At 67.7% G+C, this 15,255-nt stretch carries 18 protein-coding genes; 12 read left to right on the top strand and 6 right to left on the bottom strand.

Translation table 11 applies throughout. From position 1 onward, the window contains the following. The first annotated feature begins 92 nt into the window (after window positions 1-92). The 3 genes from DVK03_RS03830 to DVK03_RS03820 are packed head-to-tail and all read left to right on the top strand — an operon-like array spanning window position 93 to window position 2,841. Window positions 93-533, top strand: a complete 441-nt coding sequence (locus DVK03_RS03830; RefSeq protein WP_004044195.1) for a DUF5788 family protein — start codon at window positions 93-95, stop codon at window positions 531-533. Then, entirely contained in the window at window positions 530-2,278 is a 1,749-nt protein-coding gene (polX, locus tag DVK03_RS03825) for a DNA polymerase/3'-5' exonuclease PolX (RefSeq protein WP_115802261.1), read from the top strand. Before DVK03_RS03830 ends, polX begins: the two co-directional genes overlap by 4 nt. Continuing rightward, window positions 2,275-2,841, top strand: coding sequence for a Mut7-C RNAse domain-containing protein (locus DVK03_RS03820; protein ID WP_115802260.1), 567 nt, complete (start codon window positions 2,275-2,277; stop codon window positions 2,839-2,841). Before polX ends, DVK03_RS03820 begins: the two co-directional genes overlap by 4 nt. A gap of 53 nt (window positions 2,842-2,894) precedes the next feature. Here DVK03_RS03820 and DVK03_RS03815 read toward each other — a convergent pair whose 3' ends face one another. Further along, the gene (locus tag DVK03_RS03815; protein ID WP_115802259.1) at window positions 2,895-3,887 is read right to left on the bottom strand and encodes a ribonuclease BN; all 993 of its coding nucleotides are present in this window, start codon (window positions 3,885-3,887) and stop codon (window positions 2,895-2,897) included. A gap of 171 nt (window positions 3,888-4,058) precedes the next feature. On the opposite strand from DVK03_RS03815, the gene DVK03_RS03810 reads away from it, so the two are divergent. From DVK03_RS03810 to DVK03_RS03800, 3 genes are all read left to right on the top strand, one after another. Then, window positions 4,059-4,340, top strand: coding sequence for a DUF5789 family protein (locus DVK03_RS03810; protein ID WP_004064895.1), 282 nt, complete (start codon window positions 4,059-4,061; stop codon window positions 4,338-4,340). A 2-nt stretch (window positions 4,341-4,342) separates the two neighbouring features. Next, window positions 4,343-5,014: a type II CAAX prenyl endopeptidase Rce1 family protein gene (locus tag DVK03_RS03805; RefSeq protein ID WP_004044200.1), complete on the top strand. Its 672-nt coding sequence runs from the start codon at window positions 4,343-4,345 to the stop codon at window positions 5,012-5,014. Between the two features lie 79 nt (window positions 5,015-5,093). Then, the gene (locus tag DVK03_RS03800; RefSeq protein ID WP_004064897.1) at window positions 5,094-5,549 is read left to right on the top strand and encodes a DUF302 domain-containing protein; all 456 of its coding nucleotides are present in this window, start codon (window positions 5,094-5,096) and stop codon (window positions 5,547-5,549) included. A gap of 32 nt (window positions 5,550-5,581) precedes the next feature. Here DVK03_RS03800 and DVK03_RS19965 read toward each other — a convergent pair whose 3' ends face one another. The 3 genes from DVK03_RS19965 to DVK03_RS03790 form a co-directional block, all read right to left on the bottom strand. Beyond that, window positions 5,582-5,755, bottom strand: coding sequence for a hypothetical protein (locus DVK03_RS19965; protein WP_004064899.1), 174 nt, complete (start codon window positions 5,753-5,755; stop codon window positions 5,582-5,584). Window positions 5,756-5,790: 35 nt separating this feature from the next. Then, the gene (gene nreA, locus DVK03_RS03795) at window positions 5,791-7,053 is read right to left on the bottom strand and encodes a DNA repair protein NreA (protein WP_006600604.1); all 1,263 of its coding nucleotides are present in this window, start codon (window positions 7,051-7,053) and stop codon (window positions 5,791-5,793) included. Window positions 7,054-7,137: 84 nt separating this feature from the next. Further along, window positions 7,138-8,118, bottom strand: a complete 981-nt coding sequence (locus DVK03_RS03790; RefSeq protein WP_013035638.1) for a transcription initiation factor IIB family protein — start codon at window positions 8,116-8,118, stop codon at window positions 7,138-7,140. A gap of 118 nt (window positions 8,119-8,236) precedes the next feature. On the opposite strand from DVK03_RS03790, the gene rnhA reads away from it, so the two are divergent. Together rnhA and DVK03_RS03780 are read left to right on the top strand one after the other, a co-directional pair. After that, on the top strand, window positions 8,237-8,830 hold the full coding sequence (rnhA, locus tag DVK03_RS03785) for a ribonuclease HI (RefSeq protein ID WP_004064903.1): 594 nt from the start codon (window positions 8,237-8,239) through the stop codon (window positions 8,828-8,830). Continuing rightward, window positions 8,823-9,383, top strand: a complete 561-nt coding sequence (locus tag DVK03_RS03780; protein WP_004064905.1) for a hypothetical protein — start codon at window positions 8,823-8,825, stop codon at window positions 9,381-9,383. The genes rnhA and DVK03_RS03780 overlap by 8 nt, the downstream gene beginning before the upstream one ends. Before the next feature lie 35 nt (window positions 9,384-9,418). On the opposite strand, the gene DVK03_RS03775 is transcribed toward DVK03_RS03780, so the two are convergent. Next, window positions 9,419-9,778, bottom strand: a complete 360-nt coding sequence (locus tag DVK03_RS03775; RefSeq protein ID WP_004044207.1) for a PadR family transcriptional regulator — start codon at window positions 9,776-9,778, stop codon at window positions 9,419-9,421. 336 nt (window positions 9,779-10,114) lie between these two features. Between DVK03_RS03775 and DVK03_RS03770 the strand changes: the two genes are divergently transcribed. From DVK03_RS03770 to DVK03_RS03755, 4 genes are all read left to right on the top strand, one after another. After that, window positions 10,115-10,648: an inorganic diphosphatase gene (locus DVK03_RS03770; protein ID WP_004044208.1), complete on the top strand. Its 534-nt coding sequence runs from the start codon at window positions 10,115-10,117 to the stop codon at window positions 10,646-10,648. A 517-nt stretch (window positions 10,649-11,165) separates the two neighbouring features. Beyond that, window positions 11,166-12,065, top strand: a complete 900-nt coding sequence (locus DVK03_RS03765; RefSeq protein ID WP_004064906.1) for a rhomboid family intramembrane serine protease — start codon at window positions 11,166-11,168, stop codon at window positions 12,063-12,065. A gap of 1 nt (window position 12,066) precedes the next feature. Then, window positions 12,067-12,903, top strand: coding sequence for an endonuclease V (locus DVK03_RS03760; protein WP_115802258.1), 837 nt, complete (start codon window positions 12,067-12,069; stop codon window positions 12,901-12,903). Window positions 12,904-12,990: 87 nt separating this feature from the next. Further along, the gene (locus tag DVK03_RS03755; RefSeq protein ID WP_004064910.1) at window positions 12,991-13,836 is read left to right on the top strand and encodes an SDR family oxidoreductase; all 846 of its coding nucleotides are present in this window, start codon (window positions 12,991-12,993) and stop codon (window positions 13,834-13,836) included. A gap of 63 nt (window positions 13,837-13,899) precedes the next feature. Here DVK03_RS03755 and DVK03_RS03750 read toward each other — a convergent pair whose 3' ends face one another. Then, window positions 13,900-15,129 carry an ArsA family ATPase gene (locus DVK03_RS03750; RefSeq protein ID WP_115802257.1) on the bottom strand — a complete coding sequence of 410 codons (1,230 nt, stop codon included), beginning with the start codon at window positions 15,127-15,129 and terminating at the stop codon, window positions 13,900-13,902. Between the last annotated feature and the right edge of the window lie 126 nt (window positions 15,130-15,255).

The raw sequence follows: 15,255 nt of genomic DNA, 5'->3' as shown, positions 1-15,255 counted from the left end.
CGCAGGAACGACGACGCCGGACGCGTGGCCCAGTCGAGGCACACACCGAACCGGGCGAAGGAGCGAAGTGCCGCGCGGGACAACGACAGGACGTGAAGGAGTTCGAGCGTAAACAGCTCTTGGAGCGCGTCAATCGGGAGGGTGCGACCGTCGGCACGCAGATTCCCGACCGCATCGAGGTCCAAGGCGAGGAGATAGACCTCAGGCAGTTCGTCTTCGAGATAAAGCGTCGCGACACCATCCCGTCGGGGGAGAAAGAGCGCGTCGACCGGGCGAAGCGGAACCTCCGCCGCGAGCGCCTCGAACGGCTCCAACGAATCGAGGACAACGAGGTGAGCTACGACGAGGGGCGGCGACTGGCCGAGGACATCGTCGGCATCGACCGGGCGCTGAACGCCCTCGAACAGCTTCGGCCGGTCGACCTCGAACAGGAGGAACACCGCCAGAACGCCGCGGACCAGAAGCGCTGGATGAACTTCCTGAAGAAGGCGCTGGGCCGCGACGGCGGCAAGGGCAAACGGGGCGGCCGATGAGCCGAAACGACGAGATAGCGACCCTGCTGGAGGAGTTCGCCGACCTGCTGGAGGCGAAAGACGTGGCCTACAAGCCGTCGAGCTACCGCCGCGCCGCCGAGAACGTCCGCGAGCACCCGAAACCCGTCGAGGAACTCGCCGAGGCGGGCGAGGACGCGGTCCAGGAAATCGACCGCGTCGGCGACGCCATCGCCTCGAAAATCGTCGAGTACGTCGAGACCGGTCGCATCGAGGAGTTGGAGGAACTCCGCGAGGAGTTGCCGGTGGATATGGCCGGCCTGACGAGCGTCGAGGGCGTCGGTCCGAAGACGGTCGGCAAACTGTACGAGGCGCTCGGCGTCGCCGACCTCGACGACCTCGAAGCGGCCGCCCGCGAGGGGAAGATTCAGGAGGTCAAGGGGTTCGGCGCGAAGACGGAGGCGAACATCCTCGACGGCATCGAGTTCGCCCGCGAGGCGACCGGCCGCGAACTGCTCGGGAAGGCGCGCCCCGTCGCCGACGACCTGCTGGCGTATCTCGGCGACCACGACGCCGTCGGGCGGGTCGAACCCGCGGGGTCGATGCGGCGGTGGCGCGAGACGGTCGGCGACATCGACGTGCTCGCCGAGAGCGCCGACGCCGAAGCCGTCATCGACCGCTTCCTCGCGTGGGACCTCGTCGGCGACACCATCGAGGCGGGCGAGCAGAAGGCGAGCGTCCGGGTGAACGGGATGCGGGTCGACCTCCGCGTCGTCGCCCCCGCGGAGTACGGCGCGGCGCTCCAGTACTTCACCGGGAGCAAGGACCACAACGTCCACCTCCGCAACATCGCCATCGACCGCGGCCTCAAGATGAACGAGTACGGGATGTTCGACATCTCCGACGTGGACGACCCCGACGACGGCCCGCGGGCCGGCACGCGCGTCGCCGGCGACACCGAGGAGTCGATGTACGCCGCGCTCGACCTCCCGCTCGTCCCGCCGGAGATGCGCGAGGACACCGGCGAAATCGAGCGTGCCGCCGAGGGCGACCTGCCGGACCTCCTCGCGGAGGGCGACCTCAGGGGCGACCTCCACACCCACACCGACTGGTCCGACGGCGACAACACTATCGCCGAGATGGTCGCGGCCGCCGCGGAGCGCGGCTACGACTACCACGCCGTCACCGACCACGCCACCGGCCCCGGCATGGTCGGCGGCGTCGGCGTCGAGGACGACGACCTGCTCGACCAGATTGCCGAGGTCCGCGCCGTCGCCGACGACGCCGACATCGCGGTGTTCACCGGCGTCGAGGCCAACATCGACGCCGAGGGCGGCATCTCCGTCGCCGACGACGTGCTCGACCAACTCGACGTGGTCGTCGCCTCGCCCCACAGCGCGCTCGACCAGGACCGCGAGACGGCCACCGAGCGACTCGTCACCGCGATGGAACACCCCGCGGTGAACGTCCTCGGCCACCCGACCGGCCGACTCATCAACCAACGCCCCGGCCTGCCCCTCGACTACGAGCGACTCGCGGAGGCCGCCGTCGAACACGGCGTCGCGCTCGAACTCAACGCCAGCCCCTATCGCCTCGACCTGAACGGCGAGGCGCTCAAAATCGCCGTCGAGGCGGGCGCGACCGTCGCCATCGACACCGACGCCCACCGACCGGGTGAACTCGACCACGCCCGCTACGGGGTCCACACGGCCCGTCGCGGCTGGGTCGAGACCGCTGACGTGCTGAACGCGCGGTCGGTCGAGGAACTGTCCGACTTCCTCGCGTGACCGACGACGTTGGAGCCGGCCACCCCGGCACGGTCGCCTCGGGCGTCGAGCGAGCCGCGCCCGGCGACACGGCGCTCCTTCTGGACGTGATGCTCGGCAAACTCGCCACGTACCTGCGGATGTGCGGCTACGACGCCGAATACGCGCTCGACGGCGGGGACGAAACAGAAGACGGAGCGGACGGAGCGCGCGACCCCCGAACCGACCCCGGCGACGACAACCTCCTCGCGCGGGCGGACGCCGAGGGGCGCGTCCTCCTCACCCGCGACGTGCGACTTGCCGAGCGAGCCCCGCGGAACGTCCTCCTCGCCGAGCGGGAACCACTCGCGCAACTCCGCGAACTCGAAGCGGTCGGCTTCGCGGTGTCGCTGGACGAGGAGCCGTCGGGGTGTGGCGTCTGTAACGGCCGCGTGGAGGCGGTCGGCCGCGACGAGCCGGTTCCCGACTACGCGCCCGACCCGGGGGAGACGGCGCTGTGGCGGTGTCGGGACTGCGGGCAGGTATTCTGGCGCGGGAGCCACTGGCGCGACGTGGAAACGAGATTGAACGGCGGAGAACAGTAAGCGGAAACGGTCGGGGCGGTCGGGTCAGACGGGCCGTCCGAGTCGTCGACAGACTACTCGCGGCGGCGCGGGAACCACTCGTCGCAGGCTTCCATGTCCTGCATCATCTCGTCGTGGGCCGCGCAGTAGGGCTTGAGCCCGTCGGAGGTGCGGACGTACTCGAAGTACGTGCAGTTGCCGCAGTAGCGGTCGCCGACGGTGGCGTTCGCCGGGCGGTCGGCGTCGGGGTGGTCGGCCGCGCCGGCCGGCGAGCGCGCGGACTCGGTGGACTGGACGGTGTCGACGCCGGAGCGGTTCGTCGCCGCGCCCGCCGAGCCCGCCGACTGAGTCGCGTCCGCCCCGTCGGACGAGGGCGACGCCGAGGGCTCGACGTCGAGCGGGGTGATGTCCTGCGTCGACGCGCCGCCGTCGGTCGCGCCGGCGCTCGCGGTCGAGGTCGACTGGTTCGTCTGCGTCTGGACGTCGCCGTCGGGCGTGCCGCCGAGGAAGCCGATGCCGCCGAGTCCGCCGCCGCCGGAGTTCTCGACTTCGACGACGCGGGTCTCGCCCTTCTTCGTCACCTGCACCGTGGCCGTGCCGCCCGGGTCGTTCCGCGTCTTGAAGTTGGCGACGCCGACGAACAGACACCAGAACGTCGTGACCGTGCCGAAGAAGTAGACGGCGACGGTTTCGAGCGTGAGGTCGGGGAGGCCGGCCCCGCAGGTCGCGCCGGTCCACTGGCACGGGTACGCGTGCGAGAAGAGCGCGACGCCGAGGACGGCGATGCTCGCGCCGATGAGCGACGCGGCGCGGGTTCGACGGCTCGCGGGAAGGACCGCGAGGACGCCGAGGAAGACGGCGGGAACGCCGATGCCTCCGAGGATGCCCCCGAGTTCGCGCGCTTCGCCGAGGGTCGCCCCGCCGGACGTGTACACGTCGGTGGTCGCGACGACGATGCCCGCGACGACGAGCAGCACGCCGAGGAGGAACCCCCCGAATCCCAGGGACAGCCGTCGGAGACTCGGCCCGCCCCGGCCACCGTGGTACGCCTCCGAAAGACTGGTCATGGCCCCGACTACGAAACCAGCCCCTAAAACGATGCGTCAGACGATTGTCTGCTTCTCGACACGTCGCGGGCTATCGATATCGGCGCGTCGTCCCGTCGGCGCGCCGGCGGTGCGTCGCGGTCGCATGCGAATCTCGAAGGGATTATCATGCGCGGTGGCTAACCCTCGCGCATGGCTGACGAGGAAGCAGACGAGGAACCCGCCGTCGAACTCGGCACGGGCGCGTCCGTCGAAGGTGCGCCGCTCGCGCGCGTCGCCTCCCGACTGACGTGGCCCCAAGAAAAGAGCAGCATCCTGAACAAAGAAGGCGACGCGGTCATCCGCACGCCCGACGGCCCCCAGAGCCTCGAAGACGTGCTCGCCGAGGCCGACGAGACCTACTTCGACACGCGACAGGCCTTCCTCGACGACGTGTTCGACATCGTCGGCCGCGACCCGGTCCAGACGGAATAGCGGTGTTACGCCGCCGGCTCGCCCGCCTCCCGTGGCTCTACCGCGCCCTCATCGTCGGGGGCGTCGTCGGGGCCGCGTGGAGCCTCTGGCCGCTTCCCGCCGGCGACCTCACCTACCGCGCGGTCCACGACGCCCTCCTGTTCATCCTCGTACCCGGAGCGCTCGCGCTCGCCCACGGCCGAAACCTCGGCTGGAACGTCGACCGCGCGGCGCTCCGAAACACGCTTTTGCTCGCGCTGTTCGTCCTCCCCTTCTACCTCGTCGGGTCGAGCCTGCCGTCGATTCGGGCGTACTACCCGATGTGGCACACCTCGACCGCGCTCGCTGACTTCCTCCCGCACGCCGCCCAGCAGCTGCTCGTCGTCGTCGCCGCCGAGACGTACTACCGCGGCCTGCTCTGCGTCGGCGTCCGAGAAATCGGTCGGAAGAGCGCCCTCATCAGTCCGATTCTCTACGCGTTTCACCACGTCGGCAAACCCCCGATAGAGATTCTCCTGTCGGCCCCGACGGACGTGCTGTTCGGCCTCGTCGACTACGAGAGCGACTCGATTCTCCCCTCCATCGTCGCCCACGGCGGCGGCCTCATCCTCTTGGACTGGCTCGTGCTCCACCCGCCGCTGTTCCCGCCCGAGCGAGTCGCCACGGCGCTCCAGTGGCTCCCGATTCCGCTGTGAGCGGCGGACGCGACGAGGCGTTCGTGTGGAGTCGATACACTACCATAGCTTTTCCCCGCCGGGGCGTCAACGGGGAGTCATGGCACTCCCAATCGACCCCAGCGCCATCAAACCGGAAGACATCGGCGAGGAACGCGTCGTTCTCGAGATGGAACACGAGGCGGCAATCGAGCGCGTCCGCGAGGCGTTCACCGACGCCGGGTTCGGTGTCGCCACCGAATTTTCGCCCTCCGAGATGCTCAACGAGAAGGTCGACGCCGGCCGCGACCCCTACTACGTCCTCGGCGCGTGTAACCCGAACATGGCGGACCGCGCGCTCGACGCCACCGACAAGAAGATGGGCGGGCTGTTCCCGTGCAACGTGGTCATCTGGGAGGAAAAGCCGGGTAAGCAGGTCGTCTACCACCTGAGCATCATGCGCGTCGCCCGGCTCATCGGCATCGCACCCGACGACGACGAGATGGCCGACATCATCGCGGACACGGGCGAACTCGTCGAGCAGGCGCTCGCCAACCTCGACGCAGCCGACGCGTAGGCGAGATACCGAGCGCCCTCGGGTGGCTCGACTTACACTCCGTCTCGTGCGTCGAGCGCGTCCGCGATGCGCTTCACGTCGCCGCGAATCTTGTACAGCAGATACAGCGCGACGAGCGCCGCGATTACGGGGAGGAGCGCGAAAATGCCGTAGACGAGGAAGATGATGAGCAGTTCGGGACCGCCGGGTACCTGTAACGGAACCATGCGAGAACGTATCGCCCGACTGTCAAAATAGTTGCTCAGGCGAAGTCGAAGATGTCGGTCTGGAGACCGGCGGCCATCGTGGACTTCCGGCGGAGGTCCGCGAGCGACACCGGGAGGTACTCCGTCACGTCGCGGACGGCGTCACCGAACGTCTCGGCGTCGGCCATCTCGCCCTCGAAGGCGTGGCGGATGGACTCGCGTATCTGCCAGACGCCGACCGGCCCCCAGTAGTCGTCGGAGACGTGTCTGATGACGAGCGCCTTCGCCTGTCGGCCGCGCTCTTGGAGGTGTTCGAGGACGCCGAGGCGGGAGGCGTGGTACGCGCCGGCCGTCTCGTTCACGTAGCCGGTCCGGCCCTCGTAGCCCTCGCGGTCGGCCGCGAGGTACATCCCCGCCTCGGGGTCGGGGTTCCAGACGCTCCCCGGCGCTTTCAGCTCGATGAGTTCGAACTCCCAGCGCCCCGGCGCGAGGATGACCCAGAAGGCGTTGCCGATGAACTCGTTGCGGTAGATTTCGACGCCGTCGACGCTCTCTGCGTGTTTGACCTGCCCGCGGAGGTACTGTCCGAGCGTGTCGTCGACGGCGGTGATGGACCACCGCGTCGGGACGAGCCGGCGCTGTTCGGTCTGGCCGAGCGCGCCCGCAGAGAGGATGGTGTTGATGTCGTACACGTCGAAGCCGCGGCGGTAGAGATACGTCATCGCGCCCTCGGCGTTCCAGTCGTCGTCTTCGAGCGTCTTTTGCACCAGTTTGGGGACGTGCGGGTTCTCCGCGAGGTCGGCCGACCGGGCACGGGCCCGCGGGCCGACGGGGGTCGCCACGTCGTCGGCGCTGGCGTCGAGGTCGAGCGACGGCTTCCCGTCGAGGCCGATTTCGACCGTCACGGGGCGGTCGGCGATGGCGACCTCGCGTTGCGTCCCGAGGAAGCCGTCCCACGAGTCGGCGACGTTCGTCACCTTCGTCCCGCGATTCGAGTTCAGAAGCGAGGTGCGCCGCTGGAACACGTCGTCGATGCTCACGCCCTCGTCGTACCACGCGGCGCTCGTCTCGAACGAGGCGGCGTCCTCGTCGTGGCCGACCGGCGAGAGGATGCCCGTCGAGACGTTCGGGTAGTTCGACCGACCGACGAAAATCGACGGGGAGACGCCGCCGTACAGCGAGTCTCCCTGCACCGTCTCCTCGAACCGGTCTTGGAACGTTTCGAGGTGGTCGAGGATGCCGTAGGACTTCTCCTCGGCGAGTCGCCGCCGCTCGGCGCGCTCGTCCCGCTCGATGTCCATGTACTCGTCGAGCCGCATTCACCGGACGTGGGTCGCCCGCGGATATGAACCTTCGGCGACGGGTCCGGGGTCAGAAAGGGATGCGACTCGCGCGGGCGACCGTCAGGTGTGGATGCCCATCGCTTCGATCTGTTCTTGGTAGCGGTTGCGGATGGTGACCTCCGTCACCTGCGCGACCTCCGCGACCTCGCGCTGGGTCTTCTTTTCGTTGCAGAGAAGCGACGCGGCGTAGATGGCGGCGGCGGCGAAGCCGGTCGGCGACTTCCCGGAGAGAAGCCCCTGTTCCGCGGTCGTCTCGATAATCTCGTTGGCCTTCGACTGGACCTCCTTCGAGAGGTCGAGTTCGGAGGAGAATCGCGGCACGTACTTCTTGGGGTCGACCGGCCGCATCTCCAAGCCGAGTTCTTGGGAGATGTAGCGGTACGTGCGCCCGATTTCCTTGCGCTCGACGCGCGACACCTCGGAAATCTCTTCGAGGGAACGGGGAATTCCCTCTTTCCGACAGGCGGCGTACAGCGCCGAGGTGGCGACGCCCTCGATGGAGCGGCCGCGAATCAGGTCCTCGCTGAGCGCCCGGCGGTAGATGACCGAGGCGACTTCCCGGACCGACCGGGGGACGCCGAGCGCCGAGGCCATGCGGTCGATTTCGCTGAGGGCGAACTGGAGGTTGCGCTCGCCGGCGTCCTTGGTCCGGATGCGCTCTTGCCACTTGCGCAGGCGGTGCATCTGCGACCGCTTCTTCGAGGAGATAGAGCGGCCGTAGGCGTCTTTGTCCTTCCAGTCGATGGTCGTCGTCAGCCCCTTGTCGTGCATCGTCTGCGTGGTCGGCGCGCCCACGCGCGACTTCGACTGCCGCTCGGAGTGATTGAACGCCCGCCACTCCGGGCCGGGGTCGATGCGCTCTTCTTCGATGATGATGCCGGTCTCCTCGTGAATCAACTCGCCGTCGCCGGTCCGAACGACTTCCTCGGGGTCGAGGTTGTCGAGGTCCAACTCTTCTTCGGATGTCTCGTCGTCCTGTGACTCGTCTCCCCATCGAGTCCGGTCGTGCTCACGCTCCCGCTGGCGGGTAGGCCGTTTCATCGCATTTATATATTGTCTATTTCCTTGCACTTCAACCTTTGGCGGCGTTCGTCGGTGTGTCACCGCGGCCGCAACGACGAACGGAGCGCCTTTACCGAGTCCCCGGCGAGGTGACGGTATGCCGACCGTCGAGTGCGACCCCGACGAAGCCCGACGACGACTCGAAGCCGCGGGCGTGTCCGTCTCGCCCGGAAACACCGACCACGAGCGCTGGCGCGCCGAGCGCGGCGACGCCAGCGCGGTCGCCTACGACGGGAAAGTCGTCGTACAGGGGTCGCGGCCCACCGACCTGCTCGCGCTCATCCGGCCGAAAGGCGGTCGCGCGCACGTCTACTTCGACGGCGCGAGCCGGGGGAACCCCGGACCCGCCGCCATCGGCTGGGCCATCGTAACGAGCGACGGCATCGTCGCCGAGGGTTCGAAGCGAATCGGCGAGACCACCAACAACCGCGCGGAGTACGAGGCGCTCGTGGAGGCGCTATCGGTCGCAGAAGAGTACGGCTACGACGAGGTGGACGTGCGCGGCGACTCGCAGTTAATCGTCAAGCAGGTCCGCGGCGAGTGGAACACGAACGACCCCGGGCTCAAAGAGCGCCGCGTGAAGGCCCGAGAGCTGCTGTCGGCGTTCGACCGCTGGTCGCTGGAGCACGTACCGCGAGAGATAAACGACCGCGCCGACTCCCTAGCCAACGAGGCCCTCGACGATGCCTGAGTCAGAACTCCCCGAAGACGTGGTTTCCGAAGCCGAGCGGCTGACGCGACTGGCCCGCGACGCCGTCGACCCCGACGAGGCCGCGGCGTATCGGTCCGCCCGCGACGACGTCGTGGGCGAGTACGAGTTCCGCGCGCGACACCGCGAGGAAGACGACGTGTTGGTGCTCCACCCCGACGAGTGGGTCGACGACGACGGAATCGTCGACCCGGCGGAGATAGACGACGTTGACCGCGGAATCGAACGCCCGCTGTCGGGGACCGGCGAGGACCACGAGTGGAGCGCGGTCGAAGAACACAACGCGGCGTGCGTCGCGGCCGTCGCCGAGGAACACGGCGCGGCCCACGCGGCGAACGCCCGGGCGTTCGCGGACTTCCTCGGCAACCACTACGTCCGGCGAATCGAGACAGCCGGCGCTCCAGAGGTGCGCGAGTTCGTCGAAGAATATTATCCACGCAACGCGTGGCCGACCGCTGAACAGCGGTCGTTGTTACCGGAGTCGCTCGAGTTGCTCTTCGACGCCGCAGACGCCGAAGTGCCCGAATACAACTGAGCGAACCCCGCGGTTCGTGCGGTGGACGCAGCCGATTACAGCTTGTTTTCGACGAGTTCCGAGACCATCTCGGCGCGCTCGTCGTCGGTGACGAACTTCGCGAGCATCCAGTCGAAGCGGTCGAGGACCGCCTGGAGGCCGTCGTCGGTCAGTTCGTACTGGTTCGTCCGCTTGTCGAGTTCGCTTTTCTCGACGAGACCCATCTCGACGAGGTCGTCGAGGTTGGGGTACAGACGCCCGTGGTTGACCTCGGTGTCGTAGTACGATTCGAGGTGACGCTTGATAGCCAGACCGTACATCGGCTCCTCGGCGAGAATGACGAGGATGTTCTGTTGGAACGCGGTGAGGTCCCGAGCCGCACCGGATTCGTTGCCAATTGTTTGTGCCTCTGACATGCATATGGAAATGTCATCGGCCTATTTAAACTTTGTCAACGCGCAGTCTGTTTCACTACCAATCGAGGTACCATTATACGAAGAAATCGGGGCGGAGCGGACACGAGTGGCGAGTATTGCACACAGACGAGCCACGGGTGAGAACCGAGAGACAGCGCGCGGGAGTCGAGCGGTCATACCCGGGGAATATCTCACACGCATAGCGGTAACGTCGCGGGGTTCTGTCGATAATACCTCTACATATAGAGGGGTTCAAAGCCGCCGACGAAATCCGGACGACGGCGATACGAGACTAATCCCGAAAGGACTTTTGCCCGTATCGAGGATGGATTCGGTATGGTGAACCTCTGGGAAGATATGGAGACCGGCCCGAACGCGCCGGACGAAATCTACGCAGTCGTCGAGTGCCTCAAAGGCGAGCGCAACAAGTACGAGTACGACAAGGACATCCCCGGCGTCGTCCTCGACCGCGTGCTCCACTCCAACGTCCACTACCCGTCGGACTACGGCTTCATCCCGCAGACGTACTACGACGACGAGGACCCCTTCGACGTGCTCGTCCTCGTCGAGGACCAGACGTTCCCCGGCTGCGTCATCGAGGCGCGCCCGGTCGCGCTCATGAAGATGGACGACGACGGCGAGCAGGACGACAAGGTCATCGCCGTCCCCGTCGAGGACCCCCGCTACGACCACATCGAGGACCTCGACGACATCCCGCAGCAGACGCTCGACGAGATTGACGAGTTCTTCGCGACCTACAAGAACCTCGAAGCCGGTAAGGAAGTCGAGACGCTGGGCTGGGAGGACAAACAGGCCGCCAAGGACGCCATCGAACACGCGATGGACCTCTACGAAGAGAACTTCGCGTAAGCGACTTCAACCACGCGCTTTTTTCGACGCCGCCTTCGACCGAGAGCCGCCGCGCCCGTCCGCGGCCCCCGAGAACCGTCCGGGCAGGAGACCGACCGCCGTCGTCGCCACAGATACCCGACAGTTATGGCCGGCGCACCGACCGATGAATTATGCGCATGGGTAATCTTTAGTCCCTGTGTCGGCTACGTTGGGACGAGTATGGCAGCCAAGCAACCCCGCCTCGGGCTTCAGCACCCGACCGTCGTTCCCACGAACTTCACGCCCGCCGACGAGGCGGCCGAAGACGCCGACGAAGCGTCCGACAAAGACGCGTAATCTCGCATTTCTCGCGCGACGACTGCCGAGAGCGACAGCGTCGCCCGCGCCGACGAGAGACAACAGTCGGCCAGAAAACCGGCTATTCCGGCCGCGTGAGGCGTCTGCGGTTCGAATTCGTCTCCTAATCAAGAGGTGCGTCAACACGCCCCATCTATGAGGGAACCCCTTTTTATCTCGCCGCCGTAAGGCGTTGGTAATGCCTATCTGCGACGTGTGCGGCAAAGACGAGAGTCTGCCGTACCGCTGCTCGCGGTGTGGCGGGACGTTCTGTTCCGAACACCGCCTCCCCGAGAACCACGACTGCACGGGGCTCTCCGACTGGGACGACCCCGCCGGCGTCTTCGATAGCTCTTTCGACGATTCCGTGAACAATGAGGGCGGCCGCGGCGGCGGCCTCTTGAGTTCGCTCACGGGCGCTGGCGGCGTGTTCGGCTACTTCCGCGGGAACGTCACCTACCTGTTCCTCGCGCTGATGTGGCTCACGTTCTTCTCACAGCTCGTCTTAGAGCAGTTCCTCGGACTGTCCGACCTCTCGATTAGCGCCTTTTACCTCACGAGCATCCACCCCGAGTACGTCTGGACGTGGGTCACCTCGATATTCGCCCACGGCGGCTTCTACCACATCGTCGGCAACTCCATCGTGCTGTTCTTCTTCGGCCCGCTGGTGGAGCGCTACGTCGGCTCGCGGAAGTTCGCGGCGCTGTTCCTCGTCAGCGGGATGCTCGCCGGACTCGCGCAGGTCGGCTCGTCGATGCTCCTGTCGCCGGGGAGCCTGAGCGCCGTCGTCGGCGCGAGCGGAGCCATCATGGCCGTCCTCGGCGTCTTGACGGTGCTCAATCCGGGGCTCCGTATCTACCTGTACTTCATCATCCCCGTGCCGCTGTGGCTGTTCACGCTCGGGTTCGCCGGCATCTCGGTGTTCTTCTTCGTCAGCCAGAGCGCCGACGGCATCGCCCACTTCGCGCACCTCATCGGGCTCGTCATCGGCCTCGCCTACGGCCAGCGCGTGAAGGGTCGCCGGAGCGTCCCCTCGCAGATGTCGCTCGGCGGGCGCGGCCCCGGCGGTCCCGGCGGCCCCGGCCGCGGTCGGTTCTGAGATGCGGCCGGCCCGTCCCGACCTCGCGCCCCGCCCCGGCCTCTCGCGCGACGAGATGGAGTCGCTCCAGCGCCGCGTCGCCGAGACGGCCGTCTTCGCGGACGACCTCCCGTTCGACCCGGCGGCCGTCTCGCTCGCGTCCCCCGAGACGGAGCACCAGACGCTCGCGGAGGCGACGGCGCTTGACGCCGACGCCGACGCCGCCGCCGACTCGCCGCCGCTCGTCGCCGGTATCGACCAGTCGTTTCTGGACGACCGCGCGCTGAGCGCCGTCGTCGTCCTCCGCGGCGGCGAGGTTGTCGAGCGCGCCCACGCCGTCTCCGACCTCGAGTTGCCGTACATCCCCGGCCTGCTCTCGTTCCGCGAGGGCGGCCCCATCCTCGACGCGCTCGCCGAACTCGACTGCGACCCCGACCTGCTCGTCTTCGACGGCTCCGGGCGCATCCACTTCCGGCAGGCCGGGCTCGCCACCCACCTCGGCGTCGTCTGCGACGCGCCGAGCATCGGCGTCGCCAAGTCCCTCCTCTGCGGGACGCCGGACGAGGACGTGAACGGTCGGCCGGAGGGCTGGCGAACGCCGATTCGCGCCGACGACTCGGTCGACGCCGTCGGCGGCCACCCCGCCGACTCGGAGACGACCATCGGCTACGCCTTCCAGTCGCGGCAGTACGACTCGCGGCCCGTCGTGAACCCGCTGTACGTCAGCCCCGGCCACCGCCTCTCCGCGGCGACGACAGTCGACCTCGTTTCCCAGCTGTCGGGGTCGTACAAGCTCCCCGAGCCGACCCGACTGGCCGACGCGTACGCCGACGAGGCGAAGGCCCAGTACGAAGACTGAGACGATTCCGGGAGGTGTCGCGGCGGGCGACAACCCCAATCGTGGCGAACCGCGTACACTTAACAGCGCGCGGTTCGACCTACCGACGTGCATCAAAAGACGGTCCTCATCACCGGATGCTCCTCGGGAATCGGGCGCGCGACGGCGCTCGACTTCCTCGACGAGGAGTGGGAGGTCTACGCCACCGCCCGGAACCCGGCCGACATCGAGACGCTGGGGGAACGCGGCGCGAACATCGCGACGCTCGACGTGACCGACCAGGGGGACGTCGACCGCGTCGTCGACCGCATCGTCGACGAGCAGGGCCGCATCGACTGCCTCGTCAACAACGCCGGCTACGGCCAGATGGGCCCCGTCGAGGACGTGCCGACCGAGAAGGTCCACGACCAGTTCGACGTGAACGTCTACGGCCCGCACCGACTCGTCCGCGCCGTGTTGCCCCACATGCGCTCGCAGGGCGACGGCACCATCGTCAACGTCTCCAGCGTCGTCGGCCGCGTCGCCTTCCCCGGCACCGGCGTCTACGCCGGCTCGAAGTTCGCCCTCGAAGCGATGACCGACGCGCTCCGAACCGAAGTCGAGGAGTACGGCATCGACGCCGTCCTCATCGAACCCGGCCCGGTCGAGACGCAGTTCTCGAATCGCGTCGAAGCCGAGGTCAACGGAAACGGCGACGAGGCCGACGGCCTCGACCGCTCGGGCGCGTACGAGAAACTCTACAAACTGTTCGACGACTCGCAGGCGCTCGGCGGTAGCGGCCCCGGCGCGATTCCACCCGAACGGGTCGCGGAGGATATCGTCAACGCCGCGAGTTCGACCAAGCCGCGGGCGCGCTACCAGCCCGGCACGGTCGCCCGCGTCGGCGTCCTCGCGCGCTTCCTCCCCGACGCGTGGCGCGACGCGCTCTACGGTTTCGCTCGTAAACTGCCCTGAAACGCGCCGTCGCGGTCGGCCTTCGAAATCGTTCGTCTCGTTTCGTTTTGTTTCGTCTCGGCGTCAGTCGAGACAGGTCGCGACGACCCGAAGGGCGTCTTCGCCCTGTACCTGTTCCGCGAGCAGCGGCACCCGCTTCACGTCGCGGCCGCGGAAGAGGTTCGTCGCCGAGCGCAGCGCGTCCTGCTGGACCTGCCACCGACGCTGACAGAAGCCGCAGTTCTCCAAGTCCGGCGACTCTATCCACTCGGGGTCAACGTTTGCCACGTCCTCGACGGACTCCATGACGCGGTTGACGACGAGCGTCTGGACGGGGATGTCGAACTCGTCGAGCCGCGAGACGAGTCGCTTGGACTCCACGACGCTCATCTCCTCGGGAATCATGACGACGCGGAAGTCGGTCCGCGTCGGGTCCCGGAGGACCGCGCGCAGGCGCTCGATGCGCTCGCGGAGGTCGTCGAGGTCCGCCATCCTCGCTTGCGGGTCGTCGGGACCGCCGCCGAACATCCCCTTGAGGTTGTCCATCATGCCGGAAAAGCGCTGGCGCATGCGGGCGATGCGGCCGAGCATGGAGTCCATCAGTTCGGGGAGTTCGAGCAATCGGAGCGTGTGGCCCGTGGGCGCGGTGTCGACGACGACGCGGTCGAACCGCGGGTCGTCCATGTATTCGAGAAGCTGCTGCATCGCCGCGGCCTCGTCCGCGCCGGGCATCGGTCCGCCCATCCCCATCGGCCCGTCGCCGCCGAGGAGGTCTTCGAGACCGCCCATGCCGCCGCCCATCCCGCCGAACGGGGAGTCAGCGTCACCCGAGCCGCCGCCGGCGAAGGGGTTGTCGTCGTCGTACTCGCCGGCGTCGTAGTCGGTCTCGTCGTCGAAGCCCTCGTCCGCGCCGTCGCCGCCGGCGAACGGTCCTTCCATGACCGCGTCGGGGTCGATTTCGGCCGCGTAGAGGGGAATCTCCTCGCGGATGCGACTCGGCTTGTCCGGGACCGGCACGCCGAGCGTGTCGGACAGAGAGTGCGCGGGGTCCGTGGAGACGACGAGCGTCGCGGTGCCGTCGGCCGCGCTGGCGAGCGCCGTCGCCGCGGCCATCGTGGTCTTTCCGACGCCGCCCTTGCCGCCGTAGAGGACGTAGTCGGGCGCGTCGATACCATCGGGGAGGCCCTCGGTGTCGGTCGAGGCGACCTCGTCTGGGTCGGTGACTTCCACCTCGATTTCGGCCGGCCCGTCGTCGCCGGCGTCGTCGTCTTCGTCGGCGTCGGGTCGCTCCGTCGGCTCAACGTCGATGTCCATGTCGGACCCGACACCGCGGGGCTTTGTGTACTTCTCGGTCTCGGAACCGCCGGAGGACTTTTGCCCGGTCGCGCCGGTCCCGACCGCGGCACTACCCCCGCAGATGGCCTCCCCGTCCGCTTTTGT

This window comes from Haloferax sp. Atlit-109R, assembly GCF_003665865.1.
Classification (GTDB): domain Archaea; phylum Halobacteriota; class Halobacteria; order Halobacteriales; family Haloferacaceae; genus Haloferax; species Haloferax volcanii.
This window is presented reverse-complemented; position numbering and strand designations above follow the sequence as displayed.

What these genes read in the sequence shown, in the direction of transcription:
- DVK03_RS03770 (WP_004044208.1), top strand. Translation starts at nt 10,115, where the DNA reads ATGGTGAACCTCTGGGAAGATATGGAGACCGGCCCGAACGCGCCGGAC.
- polX (WP_115802261.1), top strand. Translation starts at nt 530, where the DNA reads ATGAGCCGAAACGACGAGATAGCGACCCTGCTGGAGGAGTTCGCCGAC.
- DVK03_RS03815 (WP_115802259.1), bottom strand. Translation starts at nt 3,887, where the DNA reads ATGACCAGTCTTTCGGAGGCGTACCACGGTGGCCGGGGCGGGCCGAGT.
- DVK03_RS03750 (WP_115802257.1), bottom strand. Translation starts at nt 15,129, where the DNA reads ATGGACATCGACGTTGAGCCGACGGAGCGACCCGACGCCGACGAAGAC.
- DVK03_RS03800 (WP_004064897.1), top strand. Translation starts at nt 5,094, where the DNA reads ATGGCACTCCCAATCGACCCCAGCGCCATCAAACCGGAAGACATCGGC.
- DVK03_RS03760 (WP_115802258.1), top strand. Translation starts at nt 12,067, where the DNA reads ATGCGGCCGGCCCGTCCCGACCTCGCGCCCCGCCCCGGCCTCTCGCGC.
- DVK03_RS03810 (WP_004064895.1), top strand. Translation starts at nt 4,059, where the DNA reads ATGGCTGACGAGGAAGCAGACGAGGAACCCGCCGTCGAACTCGGCACG.
- DVK03_RS03775 (WP_004044207.1), bottom strand. Translation starts at nt 9,778, where the DNA reads ATGTCAGAGGCACAAACAATTGGCAACGAATCCGGTGCGGCTCGGGAC.
- DVK03_RS19965 (WP_004064899.1), bottom strand. Translation starts at nt 5,755, where the DNA reads ATGGTTCCGTTACAGGTACCCGGCGGTCCCGAACTGCTCATCATCTTC.
- DVK03_RS03790 (WP_013035638.1), bottom strand. Translation starts at nt 8,118, where the DNA reads ATGAAACGGCCTACCCGCCAGCGGGAGCGTGAGCACGACCGGACTCGA.
- rnhA (WP_004064903.1), top strand. Translation starts at nt 8,237, where the DNA reads ATGCCGACCGTCGAGTGCGACCCCGACGAAGCCCGACGACGACTCGAA.
- DVK03_RS03765 (WP_004064906.1), top strand. Translation starts at nt 11,166, where the DNA reads ATGCCTATCTGCGACGTGTGCGGCAAAGACGAGAGTCTGCCGTACCGC.
- DVK03_RS03780 (WP_004064905.1), top strand. Translation starts at nt 8,823, where the DNA reads ATGCCTGAGTCAGAACTCCCCGAAGACGTGGTTTCCGAAGCCGAGCGG.
- nreA (WP_006600604.1), bottom strand. Translation starts at nt 7,053, where the DNA reads ATGCGGCTCGACGAGTACATGGACATCGAGCGGGACGAGCGCGCCGAG.